The organism is Enterobacter cloacae complex sp. HYC033_NIDB, from assembly GCF_056673335.1.
The window spans coordinates 2,244,219-2,260,565 of the sequence record NZ_CP115123.1; the positions used below are offsets into that span (position 1 = coordinate 2,244,219).

General features: G+C 55.7%; 17 protein-coding genes. 7 read left to right on the plus strand and 10 right to left on the minus strand.

What is annotated here, in order from left to right; all coding sequences use genetic code 11:
• Positions 1-8: 8 nt before the first annotated feature.
• Entirely contained in the window at positions 9-728 is a 720-nt protein-coding gene (gene pnuC / locus O1721_RS10750; RefSeq protein WP_017694131.1) for a nicotinamide riboside transporter PnuC, read from the plus strand.
• Here the strand turns inward: pnuC and zitB are convergent.
• Positions 725-1,663: a CDF family zinc transporter ZitB gene (gene zitB / locus O1721_RS10755; protein WP_015571102.1), complete on the minus strand. Its 939-nt coding sequence runs from the start codon at positions 1,661-1,663 to the stop codon at positions 725-727. The genes pnuC and zitB overlap by 4 nt on opposite strands.
• 99 nt (positions 1,664-1,762) lie before the next feature.
• Entirely contained in the window at positions 1,763-2,122 is a 360-nt protein-coding gene (locus O1721_RS10760) for a protein YbgS (RefSeq protein ID WP_003858566.1), read from the minus strand.
• A 304-nt stretch (positions 2,123-2,426) separates the two neighbouring features.
• On the opposite strand from O1721_RS10760, the gene aroG reads away from it, so the two are divergent.
• Entirely contained in the window at positions 2,427-3,479 is a 1,053-nt protein-coding gene (gene aroG, locus O1721_RS10765) for a 3-deoxy-7-phosphoheptulonate synthase AroG (protein ID WP_003858564.1), read from the plus strand.
• A 61-nt stretch (positions 3,480-3,540) separates the two neighbouring features.
• Here the strand turns inward: aroG and gpmA are convergent, their stop codons facing one another.
• From gpmA to modE, 7 genes are all read right to left on the minus strand, one after another.
• A complete protein-coding gene (gpmA, locus tag O1721_RS10770) occupies positions 3,541-4,293 on the minus strand; it encodes a 2,3-diphosphoglycerate-dependent phosphoglycerate mutase (RefSeq protein WP_006809557.1) in 753 nt (250 codons plus the stop codon).
• A 265-nt stretch (positions 4,294-4,558) separates the two neighbouring features.
• Positions 4,559-5,602: a galactose-1-epimerase gene (gene galM / locus O1721_RS10775; protein WP_032647749.1), complete on the minus strand. Its 1,044-nt coding sequence runs from the start codon at positions 5,600-5,602 to the stop codon at positions 4,559-4,561.
• On the minus strand, positions 5,596-6,744 hold the full coding sequence (gene galK, locus O1721_RS10780; RefSeq protein ID WP_023324336.1) for a galactokinase: 1,149 nt from the start codon (positions 6,742-6,744) through the stop codon (positions 5,596-5,598). Before galK ends, galM begins: the two co-directional genes overlap by 7 nt.
• 3 nt (positions 6,745-6,747) lie before the next feature.
• Positions 6,748-7,794, minus strand: coding sequence for a galactose-1-phosphate uridylyltransferase (galT, locus tag O1721_RS10785; RefSeq protein ID WP_017694127.1), 1,047 nt, complete (start codon positions 7,792-7,794; stop codon positions 6,748-6,750).
• Between the two features lie 9 nt (positions 7,795-7,803).
• Positions 7,804-8,820: a UDP-glucose 4-epimerase GalE gene (galE, locus tag O1721_RS10790; protein ID WP_003858554.1), complete on the minus strand. Its 1,017-nt coding sequence runs from the start codon at positions 8,818-8,820 to the stop codon at positions 7,804-7,806.
• A gap of 201 nt (positions 8,821-9,021) precedes the next feature.
• The gene (modF, locus tag O1721_RS10795) at positions 9,022-10,494 is read right to left on the minus strand and encodes a molybdate ABC transporter ATP-binding protein ModF (RefSeq protein ID WP_032647751.1); all 1,473 of its coding nucleotides are present in this window, start codon (positions 10,492-10,494) and stop codon (positions 9,022-9,024) included.
• A gap of 67 nt (positions 10,495-10,561) precedes the next feature.
• Positions 10,562-11,350: a molybdenum-dependent transcriptional regulator gene (gene modE / locus O1721_RS10800; protein ID WP_015571099.1), complete on the minus strand. Its 789-nt coding sequence runs from the start codon at positions 11,348-11,350 to the stop codon at positions 10,562-10,564.
• A 127-nt stretch (positions 11,351-11,477) separates the two neighbouring features.
• On the opposite strand from modE, the gene O1721_RS10805 reads away from it, so the two are divergent.
• The 4 genes from O1721_RS10805 to modC all read left to right on the plus strand — a co-directional run bounded on the left by O1721_RS10805 (position 11,478) and on the right by modC (position 14,332).
• Positions 11,478-11,630 carry an AcrZ family multidrug efflux pump-associated protein gene (locus O1721_RS10805; RefSeq protein ID WP_003858549.1) on the plus strand — a complete coding sequence of 51 codons (153 nt, stop codon included), beginning with the start codon at positions 11,478-11,480 and terminating at the stop codon, positions 11,628-11,630.
• 178 nt (positions 11,631-11,808) lie between these two features.
• Entirely contained in the window at positions 11,809-12,585 is a 777-nt protein-coding gene (gene modA, locus O1721_RS10810; protein WP_017384951.1) for a molybdate ABC transporter substrate-binding protein, read from the plus strand.
• The gene (gene modB, locus O1721_RS10815) at positions 12,582-13,274 is read left to right on the plus strand and encodes a molybdate ABC transporter permease subunit (protein ID WP_003858545.1); all 693 of its coding nucleotides are present in this window, start codon (positions 12,582-12,584) and stop codon (positions 13,272-13,274) included. The genes modA and modB overlap by 4 nt, the downstream gene beginning before the upstream one ends.
• The gene (modC, locus tag O1721_RS10820) at positions 13,274-14,332 is read left to right on the plus strand and encodes a molybdenum ABC transporter ATP-binding protein ModC (protein WP_032647753.1); all 1,059 of its coding nucleotides are present in this window, start codon (positions 13,274-13,276) and stop codon (positions 14,330-14,332) included. The genes modB and modC overlap by 1 nt, the downstream gene beginning before the upstream one ends.
• Here the strand turns inward: modC and O1721_RS10825 are convergent, their stop codons facing one another.
• Positions 14,333-15,151 (minus strand): pyridoxal phosphatase, encoded by an 819-nt coding sequence (locus O1721_RS10825; RefSeq protein ID WP_017384949.1) that lies wholly within the window; start codon positions 15,149-15,151, stop codon positions 14,333-14,335.
• 119 nt (positions 15,152-15,270) lie between these two features.
• Between O1721_RS10825 and pgl the strand changes: the two genes are divergently transcribed.
• Entirely contained in the window at positions 15,271-16,266 is a 996-nt protein-coding gene (gene pgl / locus O1721_RS10830; RefSeq protein WP_015571095.1) for a 6-phosphogluconolactonase, read from the plus strand.
• Positions 16,267-16,347: the final 81 nt, after the last annotated feature.

Sequence of the window (16,347 nt, forward strand, 5' to 3'; positions counted from 1 at the left end):
GAGAAAAAATGGATTTTTTTAGCACACAGAACATCCTGGTTCATATCCCGATTGGTGCGGGCGGCTATGACCTGTCGTGGATTGAAGCGGTGGGTACGCTGGCCGGTTTACTCTGTATCTGGCTGGCCAGCCTTGAGAAGATCAGCAACTATGCGTTCGGGCTGATAAACGTCACTCTGTTTGCGATCATCTTTTTCCAGATCCAGCTCTACGCCAGCCTGCTTCTACAGCTGTTCTTCTTCGCAGCCAATATCTATGGCTGGTACGCCTGGTCTCGGCAAAACAGTCAGCAGGAGGCGGAACTGCAAATCCGCTGGCTGCCGTTGCCAAAAGCCATCACCTGGTTCGCGGCCTGCGTGGTAGCTATCGGCTTTATGACCGTCTTTATTGATCCGGTATTTGCCTTCCTGACGCGCGTGGCGGTCTCGGTCATGTCGGGTCTGGGATTAAACGTGACGATGCCTGAGCTTCAGCCGGATGCCTTCCCGTTCTGGGATTCCTGCATGATGGTACTGTCGATTGCCGCAATGATCCTGATGACCCGTAAATACGTTGAGAACTGGCTGCTGTGGGTGGTCATCAACGTCATTAGCGTGGTGATTTTTGCCCGCCAGGGTGTTTATGCCATGTCGCTGGAGTACATGCTGCTGACGGTCATTGCCCTGAACGGTAGCCGCATGTGGATTAACAGCGCGCGTGAGCGTGGCTCGCGCGCGCTTTCCCGTTAATGGTGATGGGCGTGTGAGTGGCCGGACTGCGCCTCGTTCAGGTGACAGTCTGGCCCGTTACATGGCTGATACTCCATCTGGATGGTGGCGTGCGCAATTTCGTAGTGATGCTCAAGGAAGTGCCGAATACGTTCAAGCAACGCATCGTGATCGTGGGGCGGAATAACCTGAACGTGCAGCGTCATAAGCGGTTTCTCACCCACCAGCCAGACGTGAACGTGGTGAACGTTACGGACTTCAGGAATGGAACGACACAGATTGCGTTTTAGCTCGCCAATATCCAGCGACGTGGGAGCGCCTTCCAGCAGCTCATTGACGCTCTCTTTCAACAGCCGCCAGGCACTGCGTAATACAAGGCACGATACCAGCACGGAAAGAATCGGGTCGATGGGAGTCCAGCCCGTGCCCATAATGATCAGCGCGGCTACGATGGCCCCTACGGAACCCAGCAGATCGCCCAGCACATGAAGCGCCGCGGCCCGTACGTTCAGATTTTTTTCACTGCTGCCGCGGTGCAATATCCAGAACGCCAGAATATTGGCGACCAACCCGGCAATGGCGATAACCATCATTGTCGTCCCGGCTATCGGTTGTGGATGCCGAAAGCGCTGAAAAGCCTCCCAGACGATAAGAAGAGTAATGACCACCAGTGCAATCGCATTCACAAAGGCGGCAAGCGTGGTCAGTCTGAGCCAGCCAAAGGTGTGGCGGGTATTGGGAGGGCGACGGGCAAACTGCACGGCCAGCAGAGCAAACAGGAGCGCGGCAGCGTCGGTCAGCATATGCCCGGCATCGGCCAGCAGCGCCAGCGATCCGGATATCAGCCCGCCTGTGACCTCAATTATCATAAAGGTGGCAGTGACGCCAAAAGCCAGCAGAAGCCGTTTGGCATTTTCATCGCCAGTGGAGTGGGAATGGGAGTGGGAGTGCGCCATGGTATCGTTCCTGATTTATTATTATTTTTAGTGTAGCGTTTTTAAGAGCTTAAATAAAAAAGGAGAGCATTCGCTCTCCCTGTTTTACCTTACGGAAGGTTACTGGGTAGTACCGTCCGTTTTGGTATTGGCATCGCTGCCTACTTTGTCATTCGGGTCCGGGCATTTCCCGTCTTTACACACTGAGTTTTTATGAACCTCGTCGGTAGTCATACCCTCATGGTTCATCGTGCCTGTGTTCGTCCCGCCGGTGTTGGTATTGCCCGTGTTGATATTACTGTTATCAACATTGTTTGGCGCAATATTCTGTTTTGCATCCGGCGCAACCTGGCCCGCTTCGGCAGCGGCATTCGCGTCGCCGTTGCTGCCGGATGAGCCAGCGTCAGCAGCCAGTACGCTACCGCTTGCCAGAGTAAGGGTTGCCGTCAGGAAAAGCGTAGTCAGCTTCGTCATTTTCATCATGGTGCTCCTGTTCTTATCGTTACGCTGGATAACATTCTCCAACAGTGCATCTTGTTCAGTGGCGAAAGATCCCAGTTTCCTGATTTATGTCAGGATGGAATCGCGTATAAATATTTAAAAACAGTCGTTACAAGTAAAAAGCTTAGGCCAGATCTCATTTTTCGCTATTTTGTTGTGTATTTTAGGCGAATTCTAGGAATTATCTGCGCGAAGTGTAAAAGCCCGTTTACACTTCGTGGCCGACAAGTTAGATTGAAAGGATTGCTTTCATTACTAAAGATATGGCAGAGCCGGAAAGAAGATGAATTATCAGAACGACGATTTACGCATTAAAGAGATCAATGAGTTATTACCTCCCGTAGCGCTCCTTGAAAAATTCCCCGCCACCGAAAATGCCGCCAACACGGTGTCTCATGCCCGCAAGGCGATCCACAAGATCCTGAAAGGTAGCGACGATCGTCTTCTGGTGGTCATTGGGCCGTGCTCCATTCACGATCCTGCTGCGGCCAAAGAGTATGCGTCCCGTCTGCTCGCCCTGCGTGAAGAGCTGAAAGGCGAACTGGAAATCGTGATGCGCGTTTATTTCGAAAAACCGCGTACCACCGTGGGCTGGAAAGGGTTGATCAACGATCCGCATATGGACAACAGTTTCCAGATCAACGACGGCCTGCGCATTGCGCGTAAGCTGCTGCTGGAGATCAACGACAGCGGGCTGCCTGCTGCCGGAGAATTCCTCGATATGATCACCCCGCAGTATCTGGCTGACCTGATGAGCTGGGGCGCTATTGGCGCGCGTACGACGGAATCTCAGGTTCACCGTGAGCTGGCGTCTGGCCTGTCATGCCCGGTGGGGTTCAAAAATGGCACTGATGGCACCATTAAAGTCGCTATTGACGCCATTAATGCGGCTGGCGCGCCGCACTGCTTCCTGTCGGTGACCAAGTGGGGCCACTCCGCTATCGTGAATACCAGCGGTAATGGCGATTGCCATATCATACTGCGCGGCGGTAAAGAGCCTAACTACAGTGCTAAACACGTAGCGGAGGTAAAAGCAGGGCTGGAGAAAGCGGGTCTGGCACCGCAGGTGATGATCGATTTCAGCCATGCCAACTCCAGCAAACAGTTTAAAAAGCAGATGGAAGTCGGCGCAGATGTGTGTCAGCAAATCGCCAGCGGTGAACGCGCAGTGATTGGGGTGATGATTGAGAGCCATCTGGTGGAAGGCAACCAGAACCTGGAGGGCAGCGAGCCGCTGGTCTACGGTAAGAGCGTGACGGATGCCTGCATTGGCTGGGACGATACCGATGCGATCCTGCGTCAGTTGGCGGATGCGGTTAAAGCGCGTCGCGGCTAAGTTTGTCCCGGGCAATAAAAAAGCGTGGATTGCTCCACGCTTTTTTTATGTCCGGCGAATATTACTTCGCTTTACCCTGGTTCGCCACGGCCGCCGCTTTTGCAGCGATTTCGTCGGCGTTACCCAGGTAGTAATGTTTAACTGGCTTGAAGTTTTCGTCGAACTCGTACACCAGCGGCACGCCGGTAGGGATATTCAGCTCGAGGATTTCATCTTCACCCATGTTGTCCAGGTATTTCACCAGCGCACGCAGGGAGTTACCGTGAGCAGCGATAATGACGCGCTCGCCGCTTTTCAGGCGTGGCAGAATGGTTTCGTTCCAGTAAGGCACAACGCGGTCGATGGTCAGCGCCAGGCTTTCGGTCTGCGGCAGTTCAGCCTCAGTCAGCTTCGCGTAACGCGGATCGTGGCCCGGATAGCGCTCGTCATCTTTGCTCAGCTCTGGAGGCGTGACCGCAAAACCACGACGCCACTGCTTAACCTGCTCGTCACCGTATTTTTCTGCGGTTTCCGCTTTGTTCAGACCTTGCAGCGCACCGTAGTGACGCTCGTTCAGTTTCCAGGATTTCTCAACCGGCAGCCAGGCCTGATCCAGCTCGTCCAGAACGTTCCACAGGGTATGGATGGCACGTTTCAGCACAGAGGTGTAAGCAAAGTCAAAGGTGAAGCCTTCTTCTTTCAGCAGTTTACCTGCCGCTTTTGCTTCGCTCACGCCTTTCTCGGACAGATCAACGTCATACCAACCGGTGAAGCGGTTTTCGTTGTTCCACTGGCTTTCGCCGTGGCGCACCAGGACAAGCTTAGTATTAGCCATTTCTTACTCCTCAAGCATTTTGAATGATAACAATTCTCATTATATTGCCGTGACTGTGCCAGCAGCAACGCTTAACCCTAACCATAGCGAAAATAGTTCGAGAGTGTAAGATGCATGTGAATCCAGGGTTATGATTTTGTCTGCGATCGCCGCTATTTTCAGCAAGGCGGAGATAAAAAAGCCCTCGCGATGAGGGCCAGTCTTTTTTGCCGGATGGTGCTTCGCTTATCAGGCCTATATTCGTAGGCCCGTGCGCCGCCGGACATTAAGCGCGCGGAATGAAATGATACTCGGTGACGCTTACGTACTCTTCACCCGGACGTAGCACGCAGTCCGGCTGCGGCCATTCAGGATGGTTAGGCGTGTCCGGCAGGAACTCGCTCTCCAGCGCCAGTCCTTGCCAGGCGCCGTAGGCGTCATGTTCACGCGCCGTGGTACCCTCCAGATAGTTACCGGAGTAGAACTGTAGGGCGGGGGCGGTGGTGTAGACCGTCATCTGTAACTTCTCATCAGCAGACCAGATCTGTGCGGCAGGTTGAGAAAGATCGCCTTTTGCCTGCAACAGGAACGCGTGGTCGTAGCCTTTCACCTTGCGCTGATCGTCATCACTCAGGAAATCCTGAGCAATGGTTTTCGGCTGACGGAAATCAAAGCTATTTCCGCTTACCGGTTTCAGCCCCTGATAAGGGATACCCATCTCATCGACCGGCAGATACTCATCCGCCAGGATCTGGAGTTTGTGGCTGCGGACATCGGTCTGATTACCGTCAAGGTTGAAATAGGCGTGGTTAGTCAGATTGACCGGGCACGGCTTATCGACGGTCGCGCGGTACTCAATGGCGATGCGATTATCTTCGGTCAGGGTGAAGCGCGCGGTTGCGGTGAGATTGCCCGGGAAGCCCTGGTCTCCATCGAGGGAGTCCAGAGAGAACCAGACCTCACCGTCATTTTGCTGCACAATCTTCCAGCGACGTTTATCAAACCCTTCCGGGCCGCCGTGCAGCTGATTTTCGCCCTGGCTGGCAAGCAGGGAATACGTTACGCCGTCCAGCGTAAACTGGCTTCTGGCGATGCGGTTAGCGTAGCGGCCTATGGATGCGCCCAGAAAAGCGGTCTGCTCGATATACTGCTCCGGCGATGCGCAGCCAAGCAGGGTTTCGCGCACGCTGCCGTCAGGCATCGGTACGCGGGCAGAAAGTAACGTTGCGCCCCAGTCCATCAGCGTAACCACCATCCCGGCGCTGTTGCGCAGGGTTAACAGGCGATACGGCAGACCATCCGGTGCGAGTGTTGGTGTTTCGTTTAGCACTGTCCGGCTCCTTGTGATGCTTTGCAGACATAGAAAGTTTCTTTGATGCCCGTTTTGGCTTCGTACTGTTTAGCCACCGCGTCCTGAATGGCAGGGACCAGCTCTTCCGGCACCAGGGCGACGACGCACCCGCCAAATCCGCCGCCGGTCATACGCACGCCGCCTTTGTCGCCAATCGTGGCTTTCACAATTTCAACCAGGGTGTCGATTTGCGGCACGGTGATTTCGAAATCGTCACGCATGGAGGCATGCGATTCGGCCATCAGCTCGCCCATCCGTTTCAGGTCACCTTTCGCCAGCGCGGAGGCGGCTTCTACGGTACGGGCATTTTCCGTCAGTATATGGCGCACGCGCTTCGTGACAACCGGATCCAGCTCGTGGGCAACCTTGTTAAATTCATCAAGTGAGACATCACGCAGGGCTGGCTGCTGGAAGAAGCGCGCGCCGGTTTCGCACTGTTCGCGACGGGTGTTGTACTCGCTGCCCACCAGGGTGCGTTTGAAGTTGCTGTTGATGATCACCACAGCCGCCCCTTTAGGCAGTGGAACCGCTTTGGTCCCGAGGGAGCGGCAGTCAATCAGCAAAGCGTGTTCTTTCTTGCCCAGCGCGGAAATCAGCTGATCCATAATGCCGCAGTTGCAGCCCACGAACTGGTTTTCCGCTTCCTGACCGTTGAGGGCGATCTGCGCCCCGTCCAGCGGCAGATGATAAAGCTGCTGGAACACGGTGCCGACCGCCACTTCCAGCGATGCGGAAGAACTTAATCCCGCCCCCTGCGGCACGTTGCCGCTGATCACCAGATCGGCCCCGCCGAAATTCTTGTTACGCTTTTGCAGGTGCTTCACCACGCCGCGAACATAGTTCGACCACTGCTGGCTGTCGTGGGTCACGATCGGCGCATCGAGGGAAAATTCGTCAATTTCGTTGCCGTAATCCGCGGCGATCACTCGCACATGACGATCGTCGCGTTTCGCGCAGCTGATCACCGTCTGGTAGTCGATGGCACACGGCAGGACAAAACCGTCGTTATAGTCGGTGTGCTCGCCGATCAGATTAACGCGGCCTGGCGCCTGGATAACATGGGTGGCAGGGTAGCCAAATTTTTCAGCAAACAGGGATTGTGTTTTATCTTTCAGACTCATTTTTTAGACTCCTGATTCGCGGTAATGGACGTCGCTAACGGCACGCAGACGTTCTGCCGCCTGTTCCGCCGTCAGGTCGCGCTGGGTTTCCGCCAGCATTTCATAGCCCACCATGAATTTACGTACCGTCGCAGAACGCAGCAGCGGCGGGTAGAAGTGTGCATGTAACTGCCAGTGTTGATTCTCTTCGCCGTTAAACGGCGCGCCGTGCCAGCCCATGGAGTAGGGGAAGGAGCACTGGAAGAGGTTGTCGTAGCGGCTGGTCAGTTTTTTTAGCGCCAGCGCTAGGTCGTCACGCTGGGCGTCGCTGAGTTCGGTAATGCGCTGAACATGGGCTTTAGGCAGCAGCAGCGTCTCAAACGGCCACGCCGCCCAGTAAGGGACCACCGCAAGCCAGTGCTCGGTTTCCACCACGGTACGGCTGCCATCCGCCAGCTCACGCTGGGTGTAATCCACCAGCATCGGCGAACCGTTCTGGGTGAAATACGCTTTTTGCAGTCGGTCCTCACGCTCGGCTTCATTCGGCAGGAAGCTGTTCGCCCAGATCTGACCGTGCGGATGCGGGTTGGAGCAGCCCATCGCCGCGCCTTTGTTTTCGAACACCTGCACCCAGGGATAGCTCTGCCCCAGCTCTGCGGTTTGCGCCTGCCAGGTACTGACCACCTCTTTCAGCGCCTCCACGCTTAGCTCCGGCAGCGTTTTACTGTGATCGGGCGAGAAGCAGATCACGCGGCTGGTGCCGCGGGCGCTTTCGCAGCGCATCAGCGGGTCATGGCTTTCCGGCGCGTCTGGCGTATCGGTCATCAGCGCGGCAAAGTCGTTAGTAAACACGAAGGTGCCTTGGTAGTCCGGGTTTTTATCGCCCGTCACGCGCGTATTGCCCGGGCAGAGGAAACAGTCCGGATCATGCTGCGGCAGCGTCTGTTTAGCCGGCGTCTCTTGCGCCCCCTGCCAGGGGCGCTTGGCGCGATGCGGTGAAACTAAAATCCATTGCCCGCTGAGCGGGTTAAAACGACGATGCGGGTGATCGACGGGATTGAATTGCGTCATGACAAATCCTTAATCTGGATAGCCTTGCGGATGGCGCGACTGCCAGTGCCAGGTATCCTGTGCCATTTCATCAAGCGTGCGGGTGACACGCCAGTTAAGCTCTTTATCCGCTTTGGTGGCATCGGCCCAGTAAGCAGGGAGGTCGCCATCCCGGCGGGGAGCGAAGTGATACTTCACCGGCTTGCCGCAGGCTTTACTGAAGGCATTCACCACGTCCAGCACGCTGCTGCCGATCCCGGCGCCGAGGTTGTAAATATGCACGCCCGGTTTATCAGCCAGCTGCTGCATCGCCGCCACGTGGCCGTCGGCCAGATCCATGACGTGAATGTAATCGCGCACGCCGGTGCCATCTTCGGTGGGATAATCGTTACCAAAAATCGCCAGGGAATCGCGGCGCCCTACGGCAACCTGCGCGATATACGGCATCAGGTTATTAGGAATGCCCTGCGGATCTTCGCCCATATCACCTGACGGATGTGCGCCGACCGGGTTGAAGTAGCGCAGCAAGGCGATGCTCCACTCAGGCTGGGCTTTTTGCAGGTCGGTCAGGATCTGCTCTACCATCAGCTTGCTTTTGCCATACGGGCTTTGCGGCGTACCGGTCGGGAAGCTTTCAACGTAAGGGATTTTTGGCTGATCGCCGTAGACGGTCGCGGAGGAGCTGAAGATAAAATTTTTAACGTTGGCCGCTCGCATGGCGGAGATCAGACGCAGGGTACCGTTAACGTTGTTGTCATAGTACTCAAGCGGTTTTGCCACCGATTCGCCAACCGCTTTCAGGCCCGCGAAGTGGATAACGGTTTCAATCGCGTGATCGTGAAGGATTTCAGTCATCAATGCTTCATTGCGGATGTCGCCTTCCACGAAAGTCGGCTGTTTACCCGAAAGGCGTTCAATGACCGGCAGCACGCTGCGCTTACTGTTGCACAGGTTATCAAGAATGACGACATCGTGGCCGCTTTGCAGCAGTTGCACACAGGTATGACTTCCTATGTAACCGCTACCACCTGTTACCAGAACTCGCATATTTCGCTCCATTAGGCTTATGGTATGAATTAACCATAGCATATCAGAGACGCGAAAAGTGTGACATGGGATAAAATAGTGGTATCGTTTACACTGGTTTTCACACGCGCTTTTTCACAGACTGAGTGCATTGTAGATCAAAGAGATAGAGATGTATTGTTGCAGGTTGTCTGAAAAGCGGAGGGCAGCGCCCTCCATGTGTTAATCGATTTTGCTCAGCAGGTAGCGGTATTGCTCGCCGTCAGGGACAAATTCCAGCCGATGGGTGATGCAGGACGGGGCATCTTCAGCATGGTGGGACACAAACAGCAGCTGGGTTTCACCTTCGCTAATCAGGACATCCACAAAGCGGCGGATCAGCTGACGGTTGAGCGGATCCAGCCCCTGCAACGGTTCGTCAAGAATCAGCAGCGTAGGGTGCTTGACCAGCGCGCGGACGATCAATGCCAGCCGCTGCTGCCCCCACGACAGGCTGTGGAATGGCGCATCGGCGACCCGGTTATCCATACCCAGAATATCCAGCCACTGCTGCGCCAGCTTGTGCTGCTTGTCGGATACCGCCTGATAAATACCAATGGAGTCGAAGAAGCCAGAGAGGATCACGTTTCGCACCGTGGTGCTCACCCGGTAGTCCAGGTGCAGGCTGCTGCTGACATAGCCGATGTGCTTTTTGATATCCCAGATGGTTTCCCCGCTGCCGCGGCGACGGCCGAACAGGGTGAGATCGTTGCTGTATCCCTGCGGGTGATCCCCGGTGATCAGGCTCAGCAGCGTGGATTTACCCGCCCCGTTGGGGCCGACGATCTGCCAGTGCTCACCAGGATTAACCGTCCAGCTGAGGTGATTAAGAATAGGGCGATCGTCGTAAGCAACCACCCCATCGCGCAGCACAATGCGCGGCTGGTCAGGGTCCAGCCCGTGGCGTGCTGAAGGCGCATCCGGCTCCGGCAGGGCAATACCGTCCAGTTTCTCGCTGTGCGCCAGCTGCGCAATCAGCGCCTGCCGAAGCAGTACGGCTTTCTCGCCGGTTTCGGTCAGGCTACAGTCCGCCAGCACGCCCGCATAATGTACGAAATCCGGGATCTCATCAAAGCGGTTAAGAACCAGCACAAGCGTGTATCCCTGCTGGTTAAGCGACGCCAGCAACGCTGCCAGTTGCGCGCGGGATTGCACATCCAGTCCGTCAAACGGTTCATCCAGGATCAGGAGTTCCGGCTCGCTCATCAGCGCCTGACACAGCAGCGTTTTGCGCGTTTCACCGGTTGAAAGGTATTTAAAGCGGCGATTAAGCAGGGCGGTAATGCCAAATTGCTCCGCCAGCTGCTGACAGCGGGCAGGATCTTTTATCTCATCCTGGATAATTTCCGCCGTCGTGCGGCCGGTATCTTCTTCGCCGGGGCTGAGCAAATCGGTATTGTTACGCTGCCACTCATCGCTGACCAGCTTTTGCAGCTGTTCGAAGGAAAGGCGCGTCAGCCGGGTAAAGGTGCACCGACGTTCACCCTTCAGTTGGGTTAATTCGCCTGCCAGAGCGCGGGCCAGCGCGGATTTTCCGCTGCCATTCGTGCCCACAAACGCCCAGCTTTCTCCGGCGCGAAGGGTTAACTCTGGCAGCGATAAGGTACGGGTATCACTAAGACGAAACGTGCCTTGCGAAATATGCAATGATGACATGTGTTATCCCATTTTTTGCAGCAACAGATGTCAGGGATACTCAGTGTAAGCAGGGTTGTCAATGCGCTTAGCACAATGTGGCGATAATTACCCTGTCTGCATTGAAATATGCGGTCACCACAGCACCTTCGTCTAATTCGGTCGCGTCGTTCACCGGAACGGTGGCGCAGAGCAACTGTCCATCCGGCAGGGTCATCAGCACTTCACACTGTTCTGCGCCGCGCTCGATGTGGCTGATACGCCCGCGTAGCTGGTTGTCGGCCTCTGCGGCCTGCTCAGGGTTGAGTGCGATGCTGATCCAGGGCGCTTTGAGTAATACCAGCACCTCCTGACCTTCGTTCAGCCCAAGGCGTTGACCACTTTGCGCGGTGATGGCGGCTTTCAGGCGCGTCGTACCGTCCGCGAGCAGGATCTCTATATGCTCCTGCACCTGCGAATGATCGCGCCCCGTCACCGTACCAAACCACTGGTTGCGGGCGCTGGTCTGCAAAGAGAAACGGGAGATGGCGCCCAGCAGGCTATCCAGCGGCAGGTTGTCGTCATCGCTCAGCACATCAAATGCTTTTTGCTGGATCTGCGCCAGTAAATCGTAGAGCTGGATCAGACGTTGCCCATAACGCGTCAACACGGCGCCGCCGCCGCCTTTCCCGCCGGTGGCGCGCTCAACCAGCGTATGTTCGCTCAGGGTGTTCATGTCGTTAATCGCATCCCAGGCGCTTTTATAGCTGATGCCGGCGTTTTTGGCTCCCTGGCTAATCGAGCCAGTTTGTTCTATTTGTTTTAACAGGGCGATGCGTCGCGGATCGGCGAAAAGCTTCTGCTGAAGTCGTAGGGTGAGGAGAATTTCGGCCTGCATAACAGTGTCCCGGTAAAAAGGCTATTGTGACCCAAATGCCCGGGGGCGGAAAGCGCACCGCACAAAAGGGGATGTTTTTCTTACTTTTCAGGGTAGAATAAGCCGTTCACAAGATCTGGAGAAAACCATGTTAGAGTTGTTGAAAAGTCTGGTATTCGCGGTAATCATGGTGCCAGTAGTGATGGCTATCATCCTCGGTGCCATCTACGGCCTGGGTGAAGTGTTCAACGTCTTTTCGAACATTGGTCATCGTCGTGACCAGCCTAAAAAGCAGCAATGATTTCCTCCAAAACGCCCGGCCAGCCCGGGCGTTTTGCTCTCAAGTTTATTCCTTTCCCGCCGATATCTTTTACAACGTTCCTTGAGTTTACGCATTAATGGGTACGATTTAGCGCTAGGAACGCCTGCGATATGTCGTTATATTTATTTGTATATAACGACACGCACAGGAGCTTCAAATGGCACGTTCATGGGTACGCCTTTTCGCAGGGGCAACGCTGACTCTCTCACTCACCGCCCACGCACTGGCGGATGAAGGAAAAATCACGGTCTTTGCGGCGGCGTCGCTGACTAACGCGATGCAGGATATTGCTGCGGTATACAAAAAAGAGAAAAACGTCGAGGTGGTCTCGTCGTTTGCCTCCTCGTCCACGCTGGCCCGCCAGATTGAAGCGGGGGCACCCGCGGATCTGTTCATCTCTGCCGATCAGAAATGGATGGATTACGCGGTGGAGAAAAAATCTGTTGATACGGCTACCCGCGAAACGCTGCTGGGAAATAGCCTGGTGGTGGTCGCGCCCACAAACAGCAAGCAGGACGACATCGCCATCAACAAACAGACGGACTGGACCCGTCTGCTCAACGGTGGCCGTCTGGCGGTAGGCGATCCGGAGCATGTTCCTGCCGGGATTTATGCGAAAGAAGCGCTACAAAAACTGGGTGCATGGGAGACCTTATCGCCGAAGCTGGCTCCCGCAGAAGATGTGCGTGGCGCGCTGGCGCTGGTGGAGCGTAACGAAGCGCCACTCGGGATCGTTTACGGCTCCGATGCCGTCGCCAGTAAAGGTGTGAAGGTGGTGGGCACCTTCCCGGAAGACTCGCATAAGAAAGTAGAATATCCTGTTGCGATAGTTGATGGACATAAAAATGCGACCGTGACGGCCTTTGTTGACTACCTGAAGGGGCCGGAAGCGTCCGCGATCTTTAAACGTTACGGATTTACGACTCACGAATGATATTGACCGAACCTGAATGGCAGGCCGTGCTGCTGAGCCTGAAAGTCTCTTCCCTGGCGGTTGCGCTGAGTTTGCCCTTTGGGGTGTTCTTTGCCTGGTTACTGGTTCGCGTGAAGTTTCCAGGCAAAGCCCTGCTCGACAGTGTTCTCCATCTTCCGCTTGTCTTACCGCCTGTGGTGGTCGGATATCTGCTGCTGATCTCCATGGGGCGACGCGGTTTTATCGGCGAATGGCTGTACGACTGGTTCGGACTGACCTTTGCTTTCAGCTGGCGCGGCGCGGTTCTGGCCGCGGCAGTAATGTCCTTCCCGCTGATGGTGCGCGCTATCCGCCTGGCGCTGGAAGGGGTGGATATCCGGTTAGAACAGGCCGCCCGCACGCTGGGCGCAGGCCGCTGGCGGGTATTCCTGACCATTACGCTTCCGCTCACGTTACCGGGCATTATTGTCGGTACGGTGTTAGCCTTCGCCCGCTCGTTGGGTGAGTTTGGCGCGACCATCACCTTTGTGTCGAACATTCCCGGCGAGACGCGGACCATCCCGTCGGCCATGTATACCCTGATTCAGACCCCGGGCGGCGAAGGTGCGGCGGCCCGGCTGTGTATTATTTCGATTGTGCTCGCTCTGGTCTCGCTGCTGGTATCTGAGTGGCTGGCGCGCCTCAGCCGTGAACGGATGGGGAAATCGTGATGCTGGAACTCAACTTTACGCAAACCCTGGGCAGCCACACCCTGACGCTGAACGAAACGCTGCCTGCCAGCGGTATCACCGCCATTTTTGGCGTGTCCGGGGCGGGGAAAACGTCGCTGATTAATGCGATTAGCGGCCTGACGCGTCCCCAGTCTGGCCGTATTGTGCTAAATAACCGCGTCTTAAATGACGCGGAGAAGAAGGTCTGCCTGTCACCGGACAAACGCCGTATCGGCTATGTGTTTCAGGATGCGCGCCTGTTTCCGCACTACAGCGTTCGCGGGAACCTGCGTTACGGCATGGCAAAAAACATGGCCGGACAGTTCGATAAGCTAGTGGCGCTGCTGGGCATCGAACCGCTGCTGGATCGTCTGCCGTCGTCGCTGTCGGGTGGTGAAAAACAGCGCGTGGCGATTGGCCGCGCCCTGTTAACCGCGCCGGAACTGTTGCTGCTGGATGAGCCGCTGGCCTCGCTGGATATTCCGCGCAAGCGCGAGCTGCTGCCGTATCTGCAATGTCTGGCGCGGGAAATCAATGTGCCAATGCTCTACGTCAGCCATTCGCTGGATGAGATCTTACATCTGGCCGACAAAGTGCTGGTGCTGGAAGCGGGCAGGGTGAAGGCATTCGGCAATCTGGAGGAGGTGTGGGGCAGCAGCGTTATGCATCCATGGCTGCCAAAGGAGCAGCAGAGCAGCATTCTGAAGGTGAGCGTGCTGGAGCACCATCCGCACTACGCGATGACCGCGCTGGCGCTGGGCGATCAGCATTTGTGGGTGAATAAAATCGATACGCCGATTCAGTCCACGTTACGGATCCGCATTCAGGCGTCGGATGTCTCCCTGGTCCTGCAACCGCCGCTGCAAACCAGTATCCGCAATATTTTGCGCGCAAAAGTGGCGCAGTGTTTTGATGATAACGGCCAGGTGGAAGTGCAGCTGGAAGTAGGCAACAGAACGCTGTGGGCGCGCATCAGCCCGTGGGCCAGGGATGAGCTAGGCATCAAGCCTGGCCTGTGGCTTTACGCGCAAATCAAGAGCGTTTCTATAACCGCCTGATTACAGCAGGTGGGTATAAATATACTGCGCGATGCTGTCGGTGGTGTTATCGCCAATCACCACGTCAGCGCGCGCTTTCACCGCGTCATCGGCATTACCCATCGCCACGCCCGTTCCGGACGCTTCCAGCATGCTGATGTCGTTATAGTTATCGCCGAAGGCAATTACGTCCTGCATTGATCCGCCCTGCGATTCAACGAACTGGGTCAGACGCTTTCCTTTGCTGTTGCCTTTGCGGGCGATATCCACCTGATCGTGCCAGGACCATTCACATTCCAGACCCAGCGTATGCTCGACATGTTTTGCGAAAGTATTCAGTTTGGCGGTGTCTTCATCGGTCAGGGCAAATTTCCAGATTGCGTCGACGTCTTCCGCCGCCTGGCGCAGGGAGGAAACCTGAGTGAACACCGGACGCTGCGCTTCCGGCAGAGACAGGGCCCAGTTGCTGGTGCGGATCACATGGCCGGTAGGGCGTTCATACACCATGGCGTTATCCACATACATCAGGCCGTGAATGGCGTGCTCATCCAGTAAATCAATCAATTGCAGCGCCTGCGTAACGGGAAGCGGATCGGAGGCTAAAACCTTTTTTGCCTGATAATCATACAAATAGGTGCCATTACAACAAATTGCAGGTGTATCTAAGCCCAGTGCCTGATAAAAAGGATGAATGGCTACGTGATGTCGACCCGTTACGATAAGAAGTTGATACCCCGCTTCCTGGGCTCGTTTGAGGGCCTCAAGAGAAGAGGGGAGCAGGGTTTTCTGAGGGGTAAGCAGTGTTCCGTCTAAATCCAGGGCAATCACTCGCGAGGTCATTTTTTCTTCCGGGTTAATGTTGAATTTAAGGTCTGTCGGGATGGTACACCGAGAGCGGAACCCTGCAAAATCCCGGACTACAATTCAGCATTCACCGTTAAAAATAATCAGGAGTATTCATGAAACAAACCGTTTATACCGCCAGTCCTGAAAGTCAGCAGATCCATGTCTGGCGTTTGAATACAGAAGGTTCGCTTACGCTGGTTCAGGTTGTTGATGTGCCAGGCCAGGTGCAGCCGATGGTCGTCAGCCCGGATAAACGTTTTCTTTATGTCGGCGTGCGCCCGGAATTCCGCGTGCTGGCATACCGCATCTCCCCTGATGACGGCGCGCTGACCTATACCGCAGAAGCCCCGCTGCCGGGCAGCCCGACCCATATTTCCACTGACCATAAAGGCAACTTTATCTTCAGCGGCTCCTACAATGCAGGCTGCGTGAGCGTCACCCGCCTGGAAGACGGTATTCCCGTTGAAACCGTCGACGTGGTAGAAGGGCTCGAAGGTTGCCACTCAGCCAACATTTCGCCGGATAACCGCACGCTGTGGGTGCCAGCGCTGAAGCAGGACCGCATCTGCCTGTTTACCCTGAGCGATGACGGCCATCTGGTCGCGCAGAGCCCGGCGGAAGTCACCACTGTGGAAGGCGCAGGCCCGCGCCACATGGTCTTCCACCCGAATCAGCAGTATGCCTATGTCGTTAACGAGCTGAACAGCTCGGTAGACGTGTGGGAGCTGAACGATCCTAACGGGCAGATCGAGTGCGTACAGACGCTGGACATGATGCCATCTGATTTCTCCGACACACGCTGGGCGGCAGACATTCACATTACGCCGGATGGCCGTCACCTGTATGCCTGTGACCGTACCTCCAGTCTGATCACCATCTTCAGCGTCTCTGAAGACGGCAGCGTTCTGGCAGTTGAAGGCTTCCAGCCGACAGAAACCCAGCCGCGCGGCTTTAATGTCGATCACAGCGGCAAATACCTGATTGCGGCGGGGCAGAAATCCCACCACATTGCGCTCTATGAAATCCAGGGCGTGCAGGGTCTACTGGAAGAGAAAGGACGCTATGCGGTCGGACAAGGGCCGATGTGGGTTGTGATTAACGCTCATTGATCCGTAGACGAAAAAAAACCTCGCAAATGCGAGGTTTTTTTATGCGCGGTTAATGCATGAGGTAGGCCGGGTAAGGCGCAG

What these genes read in the sequence shown, in the direction of transcription:
- galE (WP_003858554.1), bottom strand. Translation starts at nt 8,820, where the DNA reads ATGCGAGTTCTGGTAACAGGTGGTAGCGGTTACATAGGAAGTCATACC.
- pgl (WP_015571095.1), top strand. Translation starts at nt 15,271, where the DNA reads ATGAAACAAACCGTTTATACCGCCAGTCCTGAAAGTCAGCAGATCCAT.
- pnuC (WP_017694131.1), top strand. Translation starts at nt 9, where the DNA reads ATGGATTTTTTTAGCACACAGAACATCCTGGTTCATATCCCGATTGGT.
- zitB (WP_015571102.1), bottom strand. Translation starts at nt 1,663, where the DNA reads ATGGCGCACTCCCACTCCCATTCCCACTCCACTGGCGATGAAAATGCC.
- O1721_RS10825 (WP_017384949.1), bottom strand. Translation starts at nt 15,151, where the DNA reads ATGACCTCGCGAGTGATTGCCCTGGATTTAGACGGAACACTGCTTACC.
- aroG (WP_003858564.1), top strand. Translation starts at nt 2,427, where the DNA reads ATGAATTATCAGAACGACGATTTACGCATTAAAGAGATCAATGAGTTA.
- modE (WP_015571099.1), bottom strand. Translation starts at nt 11,350, where the DNA reads ATGCAGGCCGAAATTCTCCTCACCCTACGACTTCAGCAGAAGCTTTTC.
- galT (WP_017694127.1), bottom strand. Translation starts at nt 7,794, where the DNA reads ATGACGCAATTCAATCCCGTCGATCACCCGCATCGTCGTTTTAACCCG.
- galK (WP_023324336.1), bottom strand. Translation starts at nt 6,744, where the DNA reads ATGAGTCTGAAAGATAAAACACAATCCCTGTTTGCTGAAAAATTTGGC.
- O1721_RS10760 (WP_003858566.1), bottom strand. Translation starts at nt 2,122, where the DNA reads ATGAAAATGACGAAGCTGACTACGCTTTTCCTGACGGCAACCCTTACT.
- O1721_RS10805 (WP_003858549.1), top strand. Translation starts at nt 11,478, where the DNA reads ATGTTAGAGTTGTTGAAAAGTCTGGTATTCGCGGTAATCATGGTGCCA.
- modA (WP_017384951.1), top strand. Translation starts at nt 11,809, where the DNA reads ATGGCACGTTCATGGGTACGCCTTTTCGCAGGGGCAACGCTGACTCTC.
- modF (WP_032647751.1), bottom strand. Translation starts at nt 10,494, where the DNA reads ATGTCATCATTGCATATTTCGCAAGGCACGTTTCGTCTTAGTGATACC.
- modB (WP_003858545.1), top strand. Translation starts at nt 12,582, where the DNA reads ATGATATTGACCGAACCTGAATGGCAGGCCGTGCTGCTGAGCCTGAAA.
- gpmA (WP_006809557.1), bottom strand. Translation starts at nt 4,293, where the DNA reads ATGGCTAATACTAAGCTTGTCCTGGTGCGCCACGGCGAAAGCCAGTGG.
- modC (WP_032647753.1), top strand. Translation starts at nt 13,274, where the DNA reads ATGCTGGAACTCAACTTTACGCAAACCCTGGGCAGCCACACCCTGACG.